Annotated in this window: 16 protein-coding genes; 6 read left to right on the forward strand and 10 right to left on the reverse strand. The window is 61.2% G+C overall.

Annotated features, from left to right (window positions below; genetic code table 11):
• Window positions 1–9: 9 nt before the first annotated feature.
• Window positions 10–1,320 carry an extracellular solute-binding protein gene (locus FHT93_RS03080; protein ID WP_183846064.1) on the reverse strand — a complete coding sequence of 437 codons (1,311 nt, stop codon included), beginning with the start codon at window positions 1,318–1,320 and terminating at the stop codon, window positions 10–12.
• A gap of 190 nt (window positions 1,321–1,510) precedes the next feature.
• Between FHT93_RS03080 and FHT93_RS03085 the strand changes: the two genes are divergently transcribed.
• Together FHT93_RS03085 and FHT93_RS03090 are read left to right on the forward strand one after the other, a co-directional pair.
• Window positions 1,511–2,665: an ROK family transcriptional regulator gene (locus FHT93_RS03085; RefSeq protein WP_183846065.1), complete on the forward strand. Its 1,155-nt coding sequence runs from the start codon at window positions 1,511–1,513 to the stop codon at window positions 2,663–2,665.
• Window positions 2,666–2,952: 287 nt separating this feature from the next.
• Entirely contained in the window at window positions 2,953–5,550 is a 2,598-nt protein-coding gene (locus tag FHT93_RS03090; protein ID WP_183846066.1) for an autotransporter outer membrane beta-barrel domain-containing protein, read from the forward strand.
• Between the two features lie 34 nt (window positions 5,551–5,584).
• Here the strand turns inward: FHT93_RS03090 and FHT93_RS03095 are convergent, their stop codons facing one another.
• Window positions 5,585–5,980 (reverse strand): GFA family protein, encoded by a 396-nt coding sequence (locus FHT93_RS03095; protein ID WP_113211662.1) that lies wholly within the window; start codon window positions 5,978–5,980, stop codon window positions 5,585–5,587.
• Between the two features lie 253 nt (window positions 5,981–6,233).
• On the opposite strand from FHT93_RS03095, the gene FHT93_RS03100 reads away from it, so the two are divergent.
• The gene (locus FHT93_RS03100) at window positions 6,234–7,835 is read left to right on the forward strand and encodes a methionine--tRNA ligase (RefSeq protein ID WP_183846067.1); all 1,602 of its coding nucleotides are present in this window, start codon (window positions 6,234–6,236) and stop codon (window positions 7,833–7,835) included.
• 126 nt (window positions 7,836–7,961) lie between these two features.
• Here FHT93_RS03100 and FHT93_RS03105 read toward each other — a convergent pair whose 3' ends face one another.
• Both FHT93_RS03105 and FHT93_RS03110 read right to left on the reverse strand, forming a co-directional pair.
• The gene (locus FHT93_RS03105; protein ID WP_183846068.1) at window positions 7,962–8,573 is read right to left on the reverse strand and encodes a pyridoxamine 5'-phosphate oxidase family protein; all 612 of its coding nucleotides are present in this window, start codon (window positions 8,571–8,573) and stop codon (window positions 7,962–7,964) included.
• A 48-nt stretch (window positions 8,574–8,621) separates the two neighbouring features.
• Complete coding sequence (locus FHT93_RS03110; protein ID WP_183846069.1) at window positions 8,622–9,572, reverse strand: alpha/beta fold hydrolase; 951 nt, start codon at window positions 9,570–9,572, stop codon at window positions 8,622–8,624.
• A gap of 45 nt (window positions 9,573–9,617) precedes the next feature.
• On the opposite strand from FHT93_RS03110, the gene FHT93_RS03115 reads away from it, so the two are divergent.
• Window positions 9,618–10,085 (forward strand): MarR family transcriptional regulator, encoded by a 468-nt coding sequence (locus tag FHT93_RS03115; RefSeq protein ID WP_112547394.1) that lies wholly within the window; start codon window positions 9,618–9,620, stop codon window positions 10,083–10,085.
• A 55-nt stretch (window positions 10,086–10,140) separates the two neighbouring features.
• Here FHT93_RS03115 and FHT93_RS03120 read toward each other — a convergent pair whose 3' ends face one another.
• The 3 genes from FHT93_RS03120 to FHT93_RS03130 form a co-directional block, all read right to left on the reverse strand.
• Complete coding sequence (locus tag FHT93_RS03120; RefSeq protein ID WP_183846070.1) at window positions 10,141–10,536, reverse strand: SgcJ/EcaC family oxidoreductase; 396 nt, start codon at window positions 10,534–10,536, stop codon at window positions 10,141–10,143.
• Between the two features lie 184 nt (window positions 10,537–10,720).
• Entirely contained in the window at window positions 10,721–11,908 is a 1,188-nt protein-coding gene (locus FHT93_RS03125) for a low temperature requirement protein A (RefSeq protein WP_112968291.1), read from the reverse strand.
• Window positions 11,909–11,962: 54 nt separating this feature from the next.
• Window positions 11,963–12,337: a DUF971 domain-containing protein gene (locus FHT93_RS03130; protein ID WP_112547419.1), complete on the reverse strand. Its 375-nt coding sequence runs from the start codon at window positions 12,335–12,337 to the stop codon at window positions 11,963–11,965.
• A gap of 136 nt (window positions 12,338–12,473) precedes the next feature.
• Between FHT93_RS03130 and moaA the strand changes: the two genes are divergently transcribed.
• The gene (gene moaA, locus FHT93_RS03135) at window positions 12,474–13,520 is read left to right on the forward strand and encodes a GTP 3',8-cyclase MoaA (protein ID WP_183846071.1); all 1,047 of its coding nucleotides are present in this window, start codon (window positions 12,474–12,476) and stop codon (window positions 13,518–13,520) included.
• A gap of 183 nt (window positions 13,521–13,703) precedes the next feature.
• Window positions 13,704–14,219, forward strand: coding sequence for a GNAT family N-acetyltransferase (locus FHT93_RS03140; protein WP_348649756.1), 516 nt, complete (start codon window positions 13,704–13,706; stop codon window positions 14,217–14,219).
• Window positions 14,220–14,239: 20 nt separating this feature from the next.
• On the opposite strand, the gene FHT93_RS03145 is transcribed toward FHT93_RS03140, so the two are convergent.
• From FHT93_RS03145 to FHT93_RS03155, 3 genes are all read right to left on the reverse strand, one after another.
• Entirely contained in the window at window positions 14,240–14,869 is a 630-nt protein-coding gene (locus tag FHT93_RS03145) for a GNAT family N-acetyltransferase (protein WP_183847492.1), read from the reverse strand.
• 162 nt (window positions 14,870–15,031) lie between these two features.
• Window positions 15,032–15,238, reverse strand: coding sequence for a CsbD family protein (locus tag FHT93_RS03150; protein WP_112547399.1), 207 nt, complete (start codon window positions 15,236–15,238; stop codon window positions 15,032–15,034).
• Between the two features lie 118 nt (window positions 15,239–15,356).
• Window positions 15,357–17,912 (reverse strand): HAMP domain-containing methyl-accepting chemotaxis protein, encoded by a 2,556-nt coding sequence (locus FHT93_RS03155; protein ID WP_183846072.1) that lies wholly within the window; start codon window positions 17,910–17,912, stop codon window positions 15,357–15,359.
• Between the last annotated feature and the right edge of the window lie 196 nt (window positions 17,913–18,108).

Raw genomic sequence — 18,108 nt, forward strand, 5'->3', positions numbered from 1 at the left:
GGCCAGGGATCAGGGCAGCTTTGCCGTCTTGTAGGTCTGCTCGAAGCGGCGCAGCAGTTCGTCGCCACGCTTCTTGGCATTGTCGAGCGAGACCTGCGCGGTCTGTGTGCCCGCAAATGCCTTCTGCGTTTCCTCTATAAGGATCGAGCGGAACTGCACGTAGAAGCCGAGGCGAATGCCGCGTGTATCGGGCGTGCCCGGCTCGTTCATGGATTCGATGCCGACACCGGCCGTCGCATATTTGGTGGTACGGGCATCCGGGCTTTTGGCGATGGCGTCGAGCACGTCATTGGTGACAGGCACGTAACCGGTCGAAGCCGTCATGAACATCTGCTGTTCCGGCTTGCGCAGGAAGTCGAGGAAGACCTTGGCGCCATCGATCTCGGCCTGGTCGTGACCCTTCATGATGTAGATGGACGCGCCGCCGACGAAAGTGTTGTGGCGCTCGTAGCCCTTGTACATCGGCGTCAGGCCGACGGAGAGCTCATACTTGCCGGCAAAGGCCTTTGCAGAGTCCGTGTAGGAGCCGGAGGAATTTTCCATCATGGCGCATTCGCCGGAATTGAATGCGGCCGTATAGTTGCCGGCCTTGGTGTCGCTGGCGATCTTGACCAGGCCTTCCTTGCGCCAGTCGATCAGGTTCTGCAGGTGCTTTGCAAAGAAGGTTGTGTTGAAGACATATTCGGCATCGAGACCATCATAGCCATTATGCTTGGAGGCGATCGGCAGGCCGTGACGGGCGGAGAACTGCTCGAACATCGACCAGGGCTCGCCATTGGTGACATAGGGGCATTCATGGCCTGATGCCTTCAGCTTGCGGGCAGCCTCGATAATGTCTTCCCAGGTCTTCGGCATCTCGGTGACGCCGGCTTTCTCGAGCTCCGTCTTGTTGACGTAGAAGAGCAGCGTCGAAGCATTATAGGGCTGCGAATAGAGCTTGCCGCCTGACGTTTCGTAATAGGAGCGCGCGCCCTTGATGTAATTGTTCCAGTTGACATCGGGCAGTACATCCTGAACCGGAACGACGGCATCCGACAGAAGCAGGTCGAGCGTGCCGGCATCGAAGAACTGGATCAGCACCGGATGTTTGTTGGAGCGGTAGGCGGCAATCGCCTTCTGCATGGAGACTTCATAGCTGCCCTGCCCGACGCAGGTCACATGGTCTTTCGACTGCGACGCGTTGAAGGTGTCGCATTGTGCCAGGATCGCCTTCTCGACGCTTCCCGTATTGCCGTACCAAAATTCGAAATTTGCAGCCTGCGCGGAACTACACGCAGCCGTCATCAGGGCGGCAGCAGCCACCAGAATGGAGATCTTCATAATACCCTCGCCTGAAATGTGAGACCCGCCGGACCAGCGTCCGGATCGTCAACGGCGGCTTAATACACTTTGTGTGTAACAACTGGATGACGAGATTTGGCTTGATCGGTTACGCGGGGCCCGGTATCTAGGCACCTGCGGTTGCCATCTATGTTGCATTTACACTTTTGTAGTATATTCGAGGTGCGTGATGCCTTATTCTCCTGAACCGTTGATTGCTGCCCGCTTCCGGCGTCCGGGAGAAGAAATCGTCGTCTCCGCGAATGAGCGCAGCCTGCTGAAGCTCATCTGGCGCAATCCCGGCCTGTCACGATCCGAGATCACCGGCCACACCGACCTTACGCAGCAGTCGGTCCATCGCATCATCGACCAGCTCGTCGAGCGCGGTATCGTTTCGCTGGGGTCTCCCAAGCCCGGCCTCGGCCGCGGCCAGCCGAGCCCCATGCTCAGCCTCAACGGGCGCCACGCCTATTCGGTCGGCATTTCCGTCAATTCCGACGTGGTCGATATCTGCCTGGTGGACCTGTCAGGCAATGTGCTCGGCGAAAGCGACATCTCGCTGAGGGAGCTCAGCATGAACCAGGCGCTGGATCGCGTGCGCGACCGCATCGCCGAACTGCAGCAGTTGAACGGCCTCGATGACGAGACCTTCTTCGGCATCGGCTTCGGCATTGCCGGCGCTCTGATATCAGGGACAAAATATAATGCCTCGATGCCGCTGCATGAATGGTCGTTGATCGAGCTTGGGCCTCTCCTGAGCGATCTCTTCAAGAAGCCCGTCTGGCTCCTGAACGGCGGCAGCGCCGGCGCAGTCGCCGAGGCGATGTTCGGCGTCGGGCGTTTCATCAAGCATTTCGCCTATCTCAGCTTCAACTACGGCTTCGGCGGCGGCCTGATCAACGACGGCGAACTCCTGGCCGGCGGTAACGGCAATGCCGGCGAATTCTCGGGCATGTTTGACGATGAGGAGACCACCCGCCGCCCCGCCCTGCAGCTGCTCCTGGAGAAGCTGAAGCGCCACAATGTCGACGTGCCGTCAATCCCCTATCTGCGCAAGCATTTCGATCCGAAATGGCCAGGCGTCGTGGAATGGGTCGAGGAGATCACCCCCGCCTATAACCGTCTCGTCAATGCCATCTGGGCGATCTACGACCCGCAGGCGATCGTCTTCGGCGGCCAGGTGCCGCCGGGATTGGCGCAGATGCTGAGCGAACGCACCGAACTTTTCGGACGCCCGCGCTACGGCGTGCCTCGCCCGCACCCGAAACTCATAGTGTCAGACATAGCAGGAGACGCCGCTGGCATGGGCTCGGCCATCGTTCCCTTCAAATCGACATTCTACTGAAGAGCCTACTCGCTTGAGCGACCGCTATGTCGCATCTTCATCACCGGGTTCTGATAGGCGCTCCGCCAGGCGCAAAGAATCAACCTTTCAGTGTTTTAGTCGCCGCTGAATCGCGAAAGTTCCCATTTACGTCCGTTTGACCACAGACTCAGCATCGGGATAAGTCGAGGAAAGGTCTACATTTTTTCGTTTTTGTTACGCTGAGGCGATACACGTTTACGGTAACAAGGTTCCTTTAGCAGGAAGACATGAGCTAATCTTCGCGCATAAGTGACGGAGAGATGCTGATGTTCAATCTGTCGTTGGCGGAATCGCCGAGGAAAAGAAGACCATTCAACAGCCTGTTGCTGTTCCTGATGTCTTCGGCGGCTTTCCTGGCGTCGTCCTGGCCGCATATGGCGCGTGCCCAGCAGGTTTTCGCTGACGGCACCACCGTCATCGCCAGCGGCGTGATCGACATGGGCACGATCAACGGAGACGCCGGCATCGCCCTGCGGGCCCGCAATAACGGCACGATCCAGAGCTTCTCTCCATTGACGATCATAACCCGCGGCAGCAGCGCCATCGGCGCTCAGGCGCTCTCGAATTCTCGCATCTATCTCTTCGACGGCACCACGATCCACACCACCGGTAGCCAGGCCGATGGGATCGTCTCCTCCGGTGCCGGCAGCCTGGTGACGGCCATCGGCACGGACGTTCTGACGGAGAACATCGGTTACGGCCTCATCGCCGGCACGAACGGCCGCATCCTGATGACGAACGGCTCCGTTCGAGCTCTGACTGGCACAGGCGTGGCCGCCTTTACCGGCGGCCAGGTTACGCTCGAAAACAGCATTGTCGAGACTGGGTCCGGTCTGGCTCTTTGGGTCAATCCAAACTCCAGCATCATCGGGACCGGTGTGGCAGTCACGTCCAACACAGTGCAGGGAGCTTACGTCCAGCAGGGCCTTCTCTCTCTGACGGACTCGTCGATACGCAGCAGCTCCATAGGCGTCCAAACCGCGACCGGCGCAACCGTGACGTTGAACAACACCGCGGTCAGCACCACCGGGACTTCCGCCTATGGCGTGTATCTCAGCGGCGGTAGCGCCCTTACGATGAACGGCGGCTCGATCGAGACGGCAGGCAGCGGCGCCAGGGCGATCTATGGCGGCCCGGGCACCAACACCGCAACGATCACGGGTGCGGATATAACGTCGTCTCGTTCGTCGGCCATCCTGGCGTTTGGCGCTACCGCCGTCTTCAACGTGGATCTGATCAATTCATCGATCATCGGAAATCCATTGGCCCTCGAAATCGGTGGCGGTGCGACGCTCGCTCTCGACGCCTTCGGCTCGCAGATGACAGGGGCGGCCGTCACGGCGGCCGGCAGCACGTCCAATGTCGCCCTGTTCGACGGGACGGTATGGAACCTCACCGGCAATTCCAACATCACCGCCCTTTCCAACGACGACAGCCTGATCCAGTTCAGCGATCCCGCGGGAGGCGCCTACAAGACGCTGACGGCCGTGAACTACGCCGGCAACGCGGGCCGCATCGGACTGAACACCTATCTCGCTGCAGACGGGTCGCCGTCCGACCTCCTGATCATAAACGGCGGGACTGCGACGGGGACGACCGGTCTATTGATTTCCGACACCACCGGCGGCGGCGCGTTGACGACCGGGAACGGTATCCTTGTCGTCGACGCCATCAGCGGGGGCGTGACCGATAGCGGAGCATTCCATCTCGCCGGACCGGCGGTCGCAGGTCCCTACGAGTATTCGCTCTACCGCAGCAGCCTCGACGCCTCAGGTCCGCAGAACTGGTACCTCCGGTCGGACCTTTCACCCTCTCCTCCCGGGCCGGGGCCGGAACCGACGCCCGATTACCGTCCCGAAGTCTCTCTTTATGCCGCGATACCCGCGATGGGGGCGATCTACGGACGGCACCTGATCGATACGCTGCACGAACGCGTCGGTGAGGAAGAGCAACTCGGCAGCCGGGACGACGGCGGAGGGAATGAGACTTTTAACGGCTTCTGGATGCGCGGCATCGGCCATTGGGGGCATCGTGACGGCGACCCGAACGGCATTTACGATGGCGCACCGGAATTCGACTATCGTTTTGGCGCTATGCAGGGAGGGCTCGACTTCTATAGGAGCGAGACGGGCAGCGTCACCGACCATGCCGGCATGTATCTCGCTTACGGTCGCGGCGTGATGGATGTGACCCAGGACAGGTTGATCGAAACCAGGGATGCAGGCCGGAACGAGTTCAATGCATTTTCCGTCGGTGGCTACTGGACGCGCTTCGGCGAGAACGGCTGGTATCTCGACGGCGTCCTGCAGGGCACCTGGTACGACATGACGACCAGATCGAACCGAGCCACCGAGTTCGGGCTTCCGGATCAGGATGTAGACGGCTTCGGTTTCGCCGCCTCCCTCGAAGGCGGTTACCCCTTCGACCTTGGCAATGGGTGGCAGCTCGAGCCGCAGGCGCAGGTCGTCTGGCAGACCATCCACATGGGCGACTTCAACGACGGTGCGGCCGATATCCGCTACGACGAGCTGAACTCCCTGGCTGGGCGCATCGGCGCGCGGATCGCCCGCACCTGGGAGGCCAAAGAAGCGACAGCCACGGAGCCTGCCCGCCTTGCGACGATATGGGGACGGGTCAACCTCTGGCACGAGTTCACTGCAAAGGCGCAGACGGAGATCTCGTCGGCGGATGGATATGTACCGTTCTCGACCGATCTCGACGAGACGTGGATCGAGGTTGGCGTCGGGGGAACGAGACAGGTGTCGAACAACACCTCGCTGTATGGCAACGTCGGCTTCAGTACGAGTTTCGACGGCGACAACTACGCCTGGAACGGCAAGGTCGGCTTGCGCGTCAACTGGTGAATCCGGCGCGATGCCGGCGGCTCAGGTAGCAAGGTCAGGGCTCAGGCGCATGCTCGTTTTCGTCATAGAGCCGGACATCGGGTACAGCGGGCAGCCAGGATTCGCGCCTGATAGTCCAGACTTCGACCATCGGGTGGATGTCGTTCGGTGCCTGATCCAGGGTGCCGATGAAGACTTCCACAGCGTCGTCGAGCATGAAGAACAGCCGAGAGCCGCAGATCGGGCAGAACGACCGTTTGTCGTAGGTGCTGATCTCACCGTCCATCTTGAACTTCGAGCGCCGCCAGTTCGCTGTGGCCGAAAAGATCGAGCCCGTCAGCTTCCGGCATTTGGTACAGTGGCAGAGCCCGGACTGATATGGCTCGCCTTCGACTTCGTAGCGCACCGCGCCGCACATACAGCCACCCATCCTCACGCTTTCCGTCGCCATCGCTTCCTCCACGCATCAAGCCACCGCAGAATAGCTGACAATGCGTCGAAAGCAGCCGGCTTGTCGGATGCGGCTCCAGGTGTTACCAATTCCGCATGGACAGAACCGTGATCAGCACGTCGGTGATGATGATGCCGCGCTCATAGCGTGGCGGGTTTCGTGCGTCCATAATGCACCAGCGACCGCCCTCGAGGCGGTCTTTTCATGAGTCGATCCGTCTCGCGGGGCAGCTAGCCCTCGAAAGGATCAACAGATGAACAAGATCTATATTACCACTTCGATCCCCTATGTGAACGCTGCCCCGCATGTGGGCTTTGCGCTCGAACTCGTGCAGGCCGATGCCTATGCGCGCCACTTCCGACTGCTCGGCCGCGATGTGCGGTTCCAGTGCGGTACCGATGACAACAGCCTGAAGAACGTTCGCTCGGCGGAGGCTGCCGGCCTGCCTGTGGCGGATTTCGTCAATGCCAATGCCGACCGCTTCGAACAGCTGGGGATACGGCTCGATGTCTCCAACCACGAGTTCGTCCGCACTTCGCGCGACTCGCGGCATGTCGCCTGCGTGCATGCCCTGTGGAATGCCTGTGCTGACAATGGCGACCTCTACCGCAAGGCCTATGAAGGCCTCTATTGCGTCGGCTGCGAGCAGTTTTATGAACCATCCGAACTCATCGATGGGCGCTGCCCCGAGCACCGCATTCCGCTCGAACTGGTGCGGGAGGAGAACTGGTTTTTCCGCCTCTCCCGCTATGGCGACCGGCTGCTGCACCTCATCGAGAGCGACGGACTGAAGATCGTGCCGGCCCACCGGCGCAACGAAGTGCTGGCGCTGCTTCGGCGCGGCCTTGAGGATATCAGCGTCTCGCGTAGCGCCGAACGGGCGCGCGGTTGGGGTGTTCCCGTGCCTCTGAGCGATGAGGTCGTCTATGTCTGGTTCGATGCGCTGGCAAACTATCTGACCGGGCTCGGTCATGGCGCCGATGAAGAGCTCTTCAATCGCTACTGGACCGCTGGCGGTGAGCGCATCCACGTCGTCGGCAAGGGCATCTCCAAGTTCCATGCCATCTACTGGCCGGCCATCCTGCTCTCGGCCGGTCTGCCGCCACCGTCGTCGATCCTTGTGCATGGCTATGTGACGGTCGACGGCAGAAAGATCGGCAAATCGGCCGGCAATGGCATCGATCCCAATAGCGTCATCGATGCCTATGGCACGCCGGATGCGCTGCGCTATTACCTGCTCCGGCATATCCGCTCGGGCGATGATGGCGACTTCTCGGCCGAGCGTCTGGAGGCAGCCTGGACAGGAGAGCTCGGCGGCCAGCTCGGCAATCTCGCCAACCGGGTCCTGGCACTGGTCTCGTCAGCTTTCGAAGGGGTCGCTCCGCCCCTGCAGAAGAGTGATTTCACGCAGGAGGCGGCACGGCTTCCAGCGAAAGTGGCTGAGGCCTTCGACGCTTATGAGCTGCATGTCGGCCTTGCGGATATCTTCGCCTTCGTCGGCGAGGCGAACCGGCGCTTCGCCAAGGGTGCACCGTGGGTAGATGCAAAGGCACTTGCGGGGGATCTGACGACGGCGGAGAGGAAAGCGACCGGCGACCGCCTCGGTGCCTGCATTGCCGAGCAGGTCTATGCGTTGGCGGTGGTGGCGCGCTGCCTCTTGCCGTTTCTGCCGCGCTCCGCCGTGGCATTGCATGGAAGATTGGGAATTGCGGTGCCTGAGGTGTACAGGGCGCCGCTTGTGATTGATGGAGTAAAGACGGCGTCGGAAGCTGTGCTGTTTCCGAGGAGGGAAGCAGCCTCACGACATCACGGCAAGGCCCCTCCCCAACTCCTCCCCACAGGTGGAAGGGGCTAACTCCTTACTTCCTCTCAAACCTCGAAGGTCTAGAGAGCGGGGGCCGCAAATTAAGCCCTCCCCTGTGGGGAGGGTTTGGGGCGGGTTCCTTGTCGCCTCTAAAACAATCCTTACGCAGCAACCCCCTCACCACATCGTCTTCGCAGCCCGCGCCGGCCATTCGCGATCGTAGGTTTCGTGGTCGAAATCCCCAACCGCATCCTTCAGCATCTGACCGGGCGTCGGCAGATTGGCAGGGTCGACGAAATGTTCGGCATTCCAGAGCTCGGCGCGCATCACCGCGCGGGCGCACTGGAAATAGACCTCGACGATGCTGATGACGATGACCGTGCGAGGATGCTTGCCGTCCATCTCGAAGCTTTCGAGCAGCGCCTCGTCATTGGACACTACCCCGCGCCCGTTGATGCGCATCACCGTGTTCGAGCCGGGAACGAGGAACATCAGCGAGAGGCGCGGGTCGCGCACGATGTTGGAGAGCGAATCGACGCGGTTGTTGCCGCGCCAGTCCGGCAGATGCAACGTGGTATCGTCGACGATACGCACCACACCGCCGATATCGCCGCGCGGCGAACAATCGAGCCCCTCAGGCCCGATAGTTGCCAGCGCCACGAAGGGCGAGATCTCGATCATGCCACGGTAGAGCGGTGTCAGCGCCTTCGTTACCTTGTCGACCGAAGCCTGCGACAGCCCGCCTCCATAGATCGCATTGAGCTCTTCGATCGTGCTGATGATCTTCATCTGTGTCCTGCCATGGTATCGGCCGCCTGACTTGCGGCCGGCCGGACGCTACACCGATGCGCGCCGCGCCGGAAGCTCTGATATCGGAATGATCTCAGCATCTTTTTTGATGTCTTCGTCGGCAAGGAAAGCCACGACTTCGCCGAGAACCGTTCCTGCCGACATGATGCGCCGGTGGCCGAAGCCGTTCGCCCAGGAAAGCCGCACGTGACTGCCCGAAGCCGCATAGCGCCGCGCGTGGGCGGCGCTGACTTCCTTGTCGTCCTCGGCATGAATGACGAGCACAGGCTTGCCGATGCCTGCTGCCGTTTTTCCCGCGTCGAAATCCTCTAGTCTCCGGCCGGTGATACGCTGCACGGCATCCTCGAGCGCGGCCTGTGCGGCCGATTTCAGCCGCAGGATCCGTCCGAAATCGGTAAACAGCCATTGCATTTCACTCGGCGAGCCGATCAGCACCATGCGTTCGCACGAGACGGGCTTTATGTCCGGCAGAATGGCGGAGGCCGAGACCATCAGCGCGGCGCCGCCGAAGGAATGGCCGATGACCGCATCGAACCGTCCGAAACGCGCTTCCGCCGCCGCAATCGCCTTGACCGCCAGCCCCATATGCAGGAAGCGCCCGCCGGCGCGGCCGTGACCGGGGAAATCGAGCGCGATCACTTCGGCGCCCGTCCCGGCAAGCATCGTCACCAGATCGGCCATATAAGCCATGCCGGAGCCCCAGCCATGGGTAACGAGATAACGCTTGCGCCGCCCGAGCGCCCCGCCATTCAGTCGGTACGCATGCGCGCGCCTGCCTTCGACGGGCAACGTGAACTGCTCCGCGCTGGCCAGCCTGGCGACACCTGCTGCATACGCTGCCTTGGCCTTCTCGCCTTTCGGTTTGGCGGATGGCGTTCGGCAGAACAGCCGGAAGGCCGCCTCGCCGGCAAGGCGTGGGGAAACGGCTTGCATGAGCGAAAATCCGAGGCGCGTGACCTCCAGCGCAAATTTTGCCATGATAGGATTCCGATAATGTTCAACACTGAACAATAAAGTACAACGATGAACAAAAATCAATCCCTCCCCTGGGATCATCCGCGTTTTCGCAGCTGGATCGCGGTGGCTCGCGCCTGCCAGCTCATGCAGCAGTCCCTCACCCGCTCGCTCTCCGATCTCGACATCAAGCCGCCGCATCTCGATATTCTCGTCAATCTCTACCGCTTCGAAGGCATTTCGCAGCAGGAACTTGCCCGCAAGCTCCTGGTCGGCCGCTCCAATATGAGCATGCTTCTGCCGCAGATGGAAAAGCGCGGCCTGATCCTGCGCCGCGACGACGAGCGCGACAAGCGCGTGCTGCGCCTGCACCTGACGCCCGAGGGACGCAAGCTGACCGAGGAGGCCATGGCGATCCAGACCGCCCTCATCGAGCGCACGCTCTCGGCAGAACCGATCGAGCAATGCATGGCAACGGCCGATTCGATGGAGCGCATCATCGGCGTGCTGCTGCAGGATCTCAGGGACGAGGATTAGGGTAATTCCATCAACCCGTGCAGCAGCTTTGCGTCCGGAATTGCCTTGATAACGACTAGGCCACGTCCAGCAGATCCGTCCCGTAGGAATTGTCGATCAGGCAGAGCCATTTGCCGCCGACCTTGTGGAAGACATAGGTCGCGCGACGTGTGATAGCCGTGACTGCGCCATTGGCTCCTGTCGTCTCCAGTGTCGCCTCGGCAAGGACAAGCGCCGTATCGCCGCCTTCGACGATCTGCATCCTGGCCTGCGCGATCTTCAGCGAGTGATTGAAATAATCGGCGATCGCCACGAATGCCGCACGGATCTTCTCCTTGCCCGAGACCTCGAGTCCCGGCTTGACCACCAGTGTCGCCTGCTCGTCGTAGAAATCCATCAGCGCATCGAAATCCTCGGCCATGATGGCGCGGTCGGCAGCATCGATAACGTCTCTGAGTTCATGAGATGACATATCCGTCTCCTGTAGGGCCGGGCGACGGACAAAGAAAACCCGCCTCGCCGGCGGGTCGCATTCTGGAAGCTTTATGCGCGCAAACCCACCATTTACAAGATGGTGCGAATAATCAGCGGGCGGTTGGCGCAAACCTGTTCCATGCGCCGGTTTTCTCACAGGATCGGAATACTGTCCAGCCGCCTCAGTGCAGCGCCGGCCCGGCCGGCGCTTTCGTCAGCGACTTGTACTCCCAGGCCGCCACGACAATCAGCACCAGTGCCGCCAGGATGCCCAACACATAGACTTCCATGAAGGGCGCGAAGAATGTGCAGAGGATCAGGATGACGATGCCGGCGAGATGGGATAGCGGCATGCGGCCGCTGGTGGCGCCCTTGAACCAGAGATTGCCGACCAGGAACAGGCCGGAGCCGCCGAGCACGGAAGCAGCGATGGCGAGGCTGCCCCTGTCATATGGATGCTCGAACATCCATTCCACCGCCACCGCATGCACGATGATGCCGGCAAGAACAGGGATATGCGCGTAGGTGAAGGCCTGCCGCGCGAGACTGCCGGGCGTATCGGCATGTTCGATACGGTGCGCCGCCCGCTCATGGCCGAAGCGGAAATAGAGCCACCACATGGCGACCGTGCCGATGAAGCCGATCAGGAAGACGACGCCGGTGATGGCGGAAAATTCCATCTCCGAGAAGGTGCGGCCGGAAACGAGGATTGCCTCGCCGAGGCAGATGATGATGAAGAGCGCACAACGCTCTGCCATATGGGCGCCGGAAACGTCCCATTCCTCCGTCTTCGACCGGCCGAGACCGGGTACGGCAAAGGCAAGTGCAGGTCCTGTATATTCGATCAGCAACGCGATCACCCAGCAGATCAGCCGCGCTTCATGCTCCAGCAGACCGCCTGCAATCCAGAACACACCGGCCGCCGCAAGGTAGATGGTGATGCGCACGAAATTGATGACGGCCGAGCGGCCTGCAGCCCGCATCGCATAGGTGGTGAAGAGCGAGCGGCCGACCTGCATCAACACATAGGCCGAGGCGAAGAGCAGACCCTTCTCGCCGAAGGCCTCGGGAATGGAAGCCGAGAGCACGAGGCCGAGCAGCATCAGCACGACCAGCATCGATCGTACCGGCATGCGCTCCGGGTCCAGCCAGTTCGTGGCCCATGCGGTGAAGATCCACACCCACCATACGGCAAACATCATGAGTGCGGCTTCGGCAGCACCGAGCAGCGTATAATGCGCAAAGAGCGCGTGCGAGAGCTGGGAGACGGAAAAGACGAAAACGAGATCGAAGAAAAGTTCCAGGAATGTGACCCTGCTGCCGGTATGCCCATGGGCCCGCAGCCAGCTCTTGTTATGCGTTTGCGTCATGTGCCCCCCGGCAGCCAGTGATATTCAAAACATTTCCAGCAAAAGTGTATAGCTCTATCGCGGCCGTTCGGTCACATCGCGGCTCATCCCCTTTTCCTTGAGCTCTTCTTCATAGGCGGAAAAGAGTTCGAAGCCGCGTTCGCCGAGTTCGCGCAGATATGTCCAGGTATATATGCCGGTATCATGCATGTCGTCGAAGCCGATGCGCACGGCATAGTTGCCCGTCGGGATCACGGACACGATGGCGACATTGCGCTTGCCCGGCACCGTGACCTTCTGCCCTGGCCCGTGCCCCTGCACCTCGGCAGAGGGCGACAGTACGCGCAGCAGCTCGGCCGAGAGATCGAAGCTCTGGCCGTCATTGAAGCTTATCACCAGCCTCTGGCGGTCCTTCGAGATCCTGATTTCGGTCGGCCAGATATCGCTCATCTCAATGTCCTCTTCTGATGCGAGGAGTAGGCGCTGATCTTTTTCGGCGCAAGCGCAAATTCGCTTGATGCCGCGGCCTGTTTCCCTTGACGCCACAATAGCATATGCCCACATTGAAACGAGTACGGAGACAGACGTGAACAGCAGTGTCGGAACGATTGGCAATGCCTCCCCGCTGGTAGCTGGCGCAGGACCGATGATCGACCCCTTCGGTCGTGCGGTGACCTATCTGCGTGTCTCCGTCACCGACCGCTGTGATTTCCGCTGCACTTACTGCATGGCGGAAAACATGACCTTCCTGCCCAAGAAGGATCTGCTCACGCTGGAAGAGCTCGACCGGCTCTGTTCCGCCTTCATCGCCAAGGGTGTGCGCAAGATCAGGCTGACCGGCGGCGAGCCGCTGGTGCGCAAGAACATCATGCATCTCGTGCGCCAGCTTGGAAAGCAGATCGGCTTCGGCCTCGACGAGCTGACGGTTACCACCAACGGCTCGCAGCTCGCCCGCCATGCGCAGGAACTCTTTGATTGCGGCGTGCGCCGCATCAACGTTTCGCTCGACACGCTCGATCCGGACAAATTCCGCAAGATCACCCGCTGGGGCGATTTCGCCAGGGTGATGGAAGGCATCGATGCAGCCCAGAAGGCCGGTCTGAAGATCAAGCTCAATGCCGTGGCGCTGAAGGATTTCAACGAGGCGGAGATGCCGGACATGCTGCGCTTCGCGCATGGCCGCGGCATGGATCTCACCGTCATCGAAACCATGCCGATGGGCGAGATCGAAGAAGACCGTACCGACCAGTACCTGCCGCTCTCCAAGCTGCGCGCCGATCTCGAACAGCAGTTTACGCTTGAAGATATCGATTACCAGACCGGCGGCCCTGCCCGCTATACCAGGGTCGCGGAGACCGGCGGCCGCCTCGGCTTCATCACCCCGCTCACCCATAATTTCTGCGAGAGCTGCAATCGCGTGCGCCTCACCTGCACCGGCACGCTCTACATGTGCCTCGGCCAGAATGACGCTGCCGACCTGCGCTCCGCCCTGCGCGCCACCGAAGATGACGGCCTGCTCCATGCCGCAATCGACGAGGCCATCACCCGCAAGCCCAAAGGCCACGATTTCATCATCGACCGCACCCATAAACGCCCGGCTGTCGCCCGGCACATGAGCGTTACGGGTGGGTGAGGTCCGGTGCCGCGCAGCGGCAGCAATCGATCCAGTGAATCGATTGCAGGACCGAACGCCCGAAGCCATGCGAAGGGCCGGCAAAGGCCGGTGCCGCGCAGCGGCAGCAATCGATCCAGTGAATCGATTGCAGGACCGAACGCCCGAAGCCATGCGAAGGGCCGGCAAAGGCGGGTGCCGGCTGTGATCGACAACCACACCCGCCGCACCGACAGGCTGCTGCTGCGCCCGCCGATGTTGGAGGATCTTCCCTTTCTGACGGAACTGTTCGCAAAACCTGAACTGGTGGCGCATCGACCGGTGCCCCAGCCGGACAGCCCCGAGGAAAGTGCTGCACGACTGGCAAGGGACATGGCGCATTGGAAGCAGCATGGCTTTGGCCGCTTTGCAGTCGTCGCCGGTGGTGAACTGATCGGCTTTGGCGGAGTGACCGTGTCGAACGAGTTCGACGCTCTCAACCTTTCATATCACCTCGATCCGCGAAGCTGGGGGCACGGTTACGCAACCGAACTCGTTTCCGGCATTCTGGCCTTTGCCTTCAACGAACTGGGTGCCCGGCGGATTATCGGCCTGGTACGGCCGGCCAATCCTGCATCCCGCCGCGTTCTCGAGAAATGCGGCTTCGGTTTCGAGCGCGAACTCATGCTCCACGGTGCGCCAACGAACCTTTACAGCCTTCTATCCCCGAGCTCCGGATAGGCTCTTGTGCTGGCGCGGCCCTATTCGAGGATCGGCACATGCGGCGCCGCCGACCGCGGCAAAACCCCGGTCAGTCGCGGATCGTCCGCGACCTCGATCATGAATGCATAGGGTTTGAAACCGGACCGCTGATAGAACGGCAGTGCATTCGGATGGTCGAAATGACAGGTGTGCACCCAGAGCCGCTCGATCGGATGCGCCCAGGCGATGGATAAGGCGTGATTCATGAGATAGCGCCCCGCCCCGGTGCCAATGGCGCTTTTGCTGAGGCCGAAGAAGACCAGTTCACATTGGCCGGGCTGGCGAAAATCAAGTTCCAGCATTCCGACTTGCCGGCCGTCCGAGAGCAGCACGTAGATCTCCACCAGGGGGTCGCCGATAATGGCCTTCAGCGCTTCATCGGTCATGACCAGCCGGGAAACCCACAGCCAGTCCTCGCCGATCGCCCTGAACAGCTGCCGGTATGTCTGCGGATCGGGCGCCGGCATCCTCTCCAGGGAAAGCCCTGCGATATTCCTTGCCTCCCTCGGCAGCGGCTTCTCGGTCATTTCCAGGCAGGTGACGGCGTTGGCAAGCTTGCCTCGGGGAACCGCAGAATATCCCATCGGGAGCTCCGGGTTTGACTTATCTGGTTTTTCCGCAGTGCTCATGGTTCGTATATCCGCTGTGCTCGGTTCCAAGATATCTAACGGAGAACAGGATTCGGCCATTGCATCAACACGGCGTGCCGCGGCTGATGGCGGACACAAAAAAAGCCCCGCGTGAGCGGGGCCAAGTCTATGTGAGTGGAAGACTATGATATCGGATTGTTATCAGTGCCAGGTCTGGCTGTCGTACCAGGTATCGACATCTTTGCGGATACGGTCCTTTTCGTAGCCGTAGCGTTCCTGCAGCTTGCCTTCGAGCTGTTCGCGGCGGCCGTTGATCTGGTCGAGGTCGTCGTCAGTGAGCTTGCCCCACTGTTCCCTAACCTTGCCCTTCATCTGCTTCCAGTTGCCTTCAACACGGTTCCAATCCATCGCTGTTCTCCTTTGTTGGACATGGTTGGAAAACGACCGGGTCGGCTAATTGTTCAAAAGAAAAACCCGCGGTTGGAAAACCGCGGGCTCTTTGTGATCTCATTGCCGATGCACTGACTTAAGCAGCGCGGCCCGTCCAGCGCCCTTCAGCGCGGCCATATCCATGCACCGCGCCCTCCTCGCCGGTGCGGAAGCGGTTGACCTTGTCCGAGAGCATGTCCACACGCTGGCGCAAGCCCTGGATTTCGGCATTGTTCTCTTCCACCATCGCCGCATTCTGCTGGGTGATGAGCTCGACGTCATGCACCGCCTTGCTGACCTCGTGAATGCCGGTCGACTGTTCGCCGGTGGCTGCCGAAATCTCGGAGACGAGGCGTTGCACGCCGCCGACATGGTCGATGATTTCGGCAAGCGCCTGGCCGGTTTCCTCGACGAGCTGCACGCCGCTCTGCACCTGGCCGGAACTTGCCGAGATCAGTTCCTTGATCTCGCGGGCGGCCTTGGCGCAGCGCTGGGCGAGTTCTCGTACTTCCTGCGCCACCACTGCAAAGCCACGTCCCGCCTCGCCTGCCCGCGCGGCTTCCACGCCGGCGTTCAGTGCCAGCAGATTGGTCTGGAAGGCGATCTCGTCGATGACACCGATGATGGTGGCGATCTTCTCGGACGAGCGGTTGATTTCGCTCATGGCGTCGACGGCCTTGGCGACCACTTCGCCGGAACGAGTTGCGAAAACCTGCGTCTCGTTGACCGAATGCGCGGTCTGCTTGGCGCGGTCGGCGGTGGAGCGCACGACGTCGCTCAGGTGTCGCAGCGCCCGCGAACTTTCCTCAAGGGCGGCCGCCTGCTGTTCGGTGCGGCGGGCAAGGTCGTCAGCCGAGGACGCGAGATTGCCCGTGCCGCCCTTGATCTCGACGGTGGCGCCACGCACATCGGCAAGCGTCTGGCGCAGTGCCTCGACGGCATGATTGTAGGTATCGGCCATATCGACGAAATCGGCAGCGAGATCGCGGCGCATGCCGATCTCGAGATTGCCCTCGGCCAGCGCGTTCAGTACGTCGGAGAGCGCATGCAGCGCCTGCTTCTGCTCGGCCTCGATGCGAGCGCGTTCGGCGGCGCGGCGGCTTGCCTCATCGGCGGAGAGCGCACGGGCACTTTCGGCCTCCCTCTCGAGCCGGACGTTTTCGACCGCAGCGTCACGGAAGACGGCAACCGAGCGCACCATGTCGCCAATCTCGTCGCCCCGGTTGCGGCCTTCGATGGCAACTTCGAGATCGCCATTTGCAAGCCGCGTCATCACGTCGGAGACGCGCTTCAGCGGGCCGCGCAGCGTCTCGACCAGCATCAGGCCGCCGACAATGGCTAGCAGCGTGCCGAGGATCATGGCAAAGACGGAAACATTGGCCGAACGCTCGCTGTCCTCCTTGCCGAGTTCCTGTGCCTGGCTGACGAACTGGCGAAGAGCGGCCATGGCGCCGGAAAGGATTTCGGAGGATTGCTGGCGGGCCGCCTTCCAGTCCGCCGCAGCCTTCAGCATGTCGGCCGAACCGGAGGTCAGCGAAGCCGCAGCCGGGGCAACATTGTCCGCAAAAGCCTTCATCACCGCATCATTTGCACCGAGCGCCGAGATCTTTCCGGCGGTTTCGGTCAGAGCCTTGAGGTCGGCAAGAACCACGTCCCGCGCGGCCGCATCACGCGCGCTCAGCATCTGGCTTACATGCACCTGCAACCGGTCGGCACCGTCGCGCACCTGATCGACGGAGGTCAGAAGCTCGCGCTGTTCGGCAATGCTCTTGTCGAGGTTGACGAAGCGGGCCGCCGCCGTATCGCTGTTCTTGGCCGATTGCAGCGTCATCTGCCCCTCGGTGTTGACGAAGCCGGTCAGGAGCGGCGCCATGCCGGAGGCCTTCTCATCCGGTGTGCCGGTGCCCTTCAAGAGCGCATCGAGCTTGCCGGCCGTTTCGGCGACCTGCGCTATCAGCGGCTGGCCGTCCTTGGAAACCATGGCCTTGGCGATATCGAGCTGCTTCAGGATCTCGGCAATATGCTGCTGGGCGGCTTCGATCTGCTCCTCGGGCGTAAAGCCCATCTGGATGTCGACGCGCATCGCGCCCATGATATCTGTAAGCGACTTGAAGGCGGCAGAATCGTAGAGCAGCGCCTTGGCGAAGATTTCCTTGTCGGTGAAGTCCTTGCGCACCAGATCGGTCTGGCCGCCGGCTTCATCCGCAGCCGCCGAAATCGCCTGCACCATCGTGTTGATGGCCGCAACGCTTGCATCCTCTGCCTGGCGCAGGCCCCACAGCGTCTCCTGCTGCTTGCGCATGGCGGAGGCCAGGCCGCTGACTTCGGTGAGCTGGCTGCGCTGGTCGTCCGTCTTCAGCAGCCCGTTGAGGCGTAGCACGCCGCTCTCCTGTGCATCGATCGCCTTGCCGAAACCGGCCTTGCTCGCATCCGACGGATCAGAGACGAACTCCTGCAGTGCCGCCTGCAGGTTCTCGAAATCGGAAATGTTTTCGATCGTGGCGCGCGTCACCGTCATGTGACCATTCAGGATGTTGGCCGTGTGGTAGCCGAGGATGCCGACGCCTGCGATCAGCACGACAAGCGGGATGACGAACAGCAGGACCTTGGTGACGATGCGACGGCTTTGCAGAAGTCGGTCGATGAAGTGCATGGATGCGGCGCCTTGAAGCTGATGGTACCGTCCAGTCCGCAATCATTCCGGATGGTTCGGCGGCATCCTCCATCATGGAGAGTGATGGCATATTTCGCCGAATCGGTTGATACAACCTTAATCGGCAACCGGAAGATTTGGGAATTATCCTTATATTTCTAATATTTGCCGCAACTGCACAAGGATTTGCTTTACC

Source organism: Rhizobium sp. BK379, from assembly GCF_014193955.1.
Taxonomy (GTDB): domain Bacteria; phylum Pseudomonadota; class Alphaproteobacteria; order Rhizobiales; family Rhizobiaceae; genus Rhizobium.

Coding starts and splice junctions, on each gene's coding strand:
- FHT93_RS03080 (WP_183846064.1), bottom strand. CDS start 1,320: ATGAAGATCTCCATTCTGGTGGCTGCTGCCGCCCTGATGACGGCTGCG.
- FHT93_RS03085 (WP_183846065.1), top strand. CDS start 1,511: ATGCCTTATTCTCCTGAACCGTTGATTGCTGCCCGCTTCCGGCGTCCG.
- FHT93_RS03090 (WP_183846066.1), top strand. CDS start 2,953: ATGTTCAATCTGTCGTTGGCGGAATCGCCGAGGAAAAGAAGACCATTC.
- FHT93_RS03095 (WP_113211662.1), bottom strand. CDS start 5,980: ATGGCGACGGAAAGCGTGAGGATGGGTGGCTGTATGTGCGGCGCGGTG.
- FHT93_RS03100 (WP_183846067.1), top strand. CDS start 6,234: ATGAACAAGATCTATATTACCACTTCGATCCCCTATGTGAACGCTGCC.
- FHT93_RS03105 (WP_183846068.1), bottom strand. CDS start 8,573: ATGAAGATCATCAGCACGATCGAAGAGCTCAATGCGATCTATGGAGGC.
- FHT93_RS03110 (WP_183846069.1), bottom strand. CDS start 9,572: ATGGCAAAATTTGCGCTGGAGGTCACGCGCCTCGGATTTTCGCTCATG.
- FHT93_RS03115 (WP_112547394.1), top strand. CDS start 9,618: ATGAACAAAAATCAATCCCTCCCCTGGGATCATCCGCGTTTTCGCAGC.
- FHT93_RS03120 (WP_183846070.1), bottom strand. CDS start 10,536: ATGTCATCTCATGAACTCAGAGACGTTATCGATGCTGCCGACCGCGCC.
- FHT93_RS03125 (WP_112968291.1), bottom strand. CDS start 11,908: ATGACGCAAACGCATAACAAGAGCTGGCTGCGGGCCCATGGGCATACC.
- FHT93_RS03130 (WP_112547419.1), bottom strand. CDS start 12,337: ATGAGCGATATCTGGCCGACCGAAATCAGGATCTCGAAGGACCGCCAG.
- FHT93_RS03145 (WP_183847492.1), bottom strand. CDS start 14,869: ATGAGCACTGCGGAAAAACCAGATAAGTCAAACCCGGAGCTCCCGATG.
- FHT93_RS03150 (WP_112547399.1), bottom strand. CDS start 15,238: ATGGATTGGAACCGTGTTGAAGGCAACTGGAAGCAGATGAAGGGCAAG.
- FHT93_RS03155 (WP_183846072.1), bottom strand. CDS start 17,912: ATGCACTTCATCGACCGACTTCTGCAAAGCCGTCGCATCGTCACCAAG.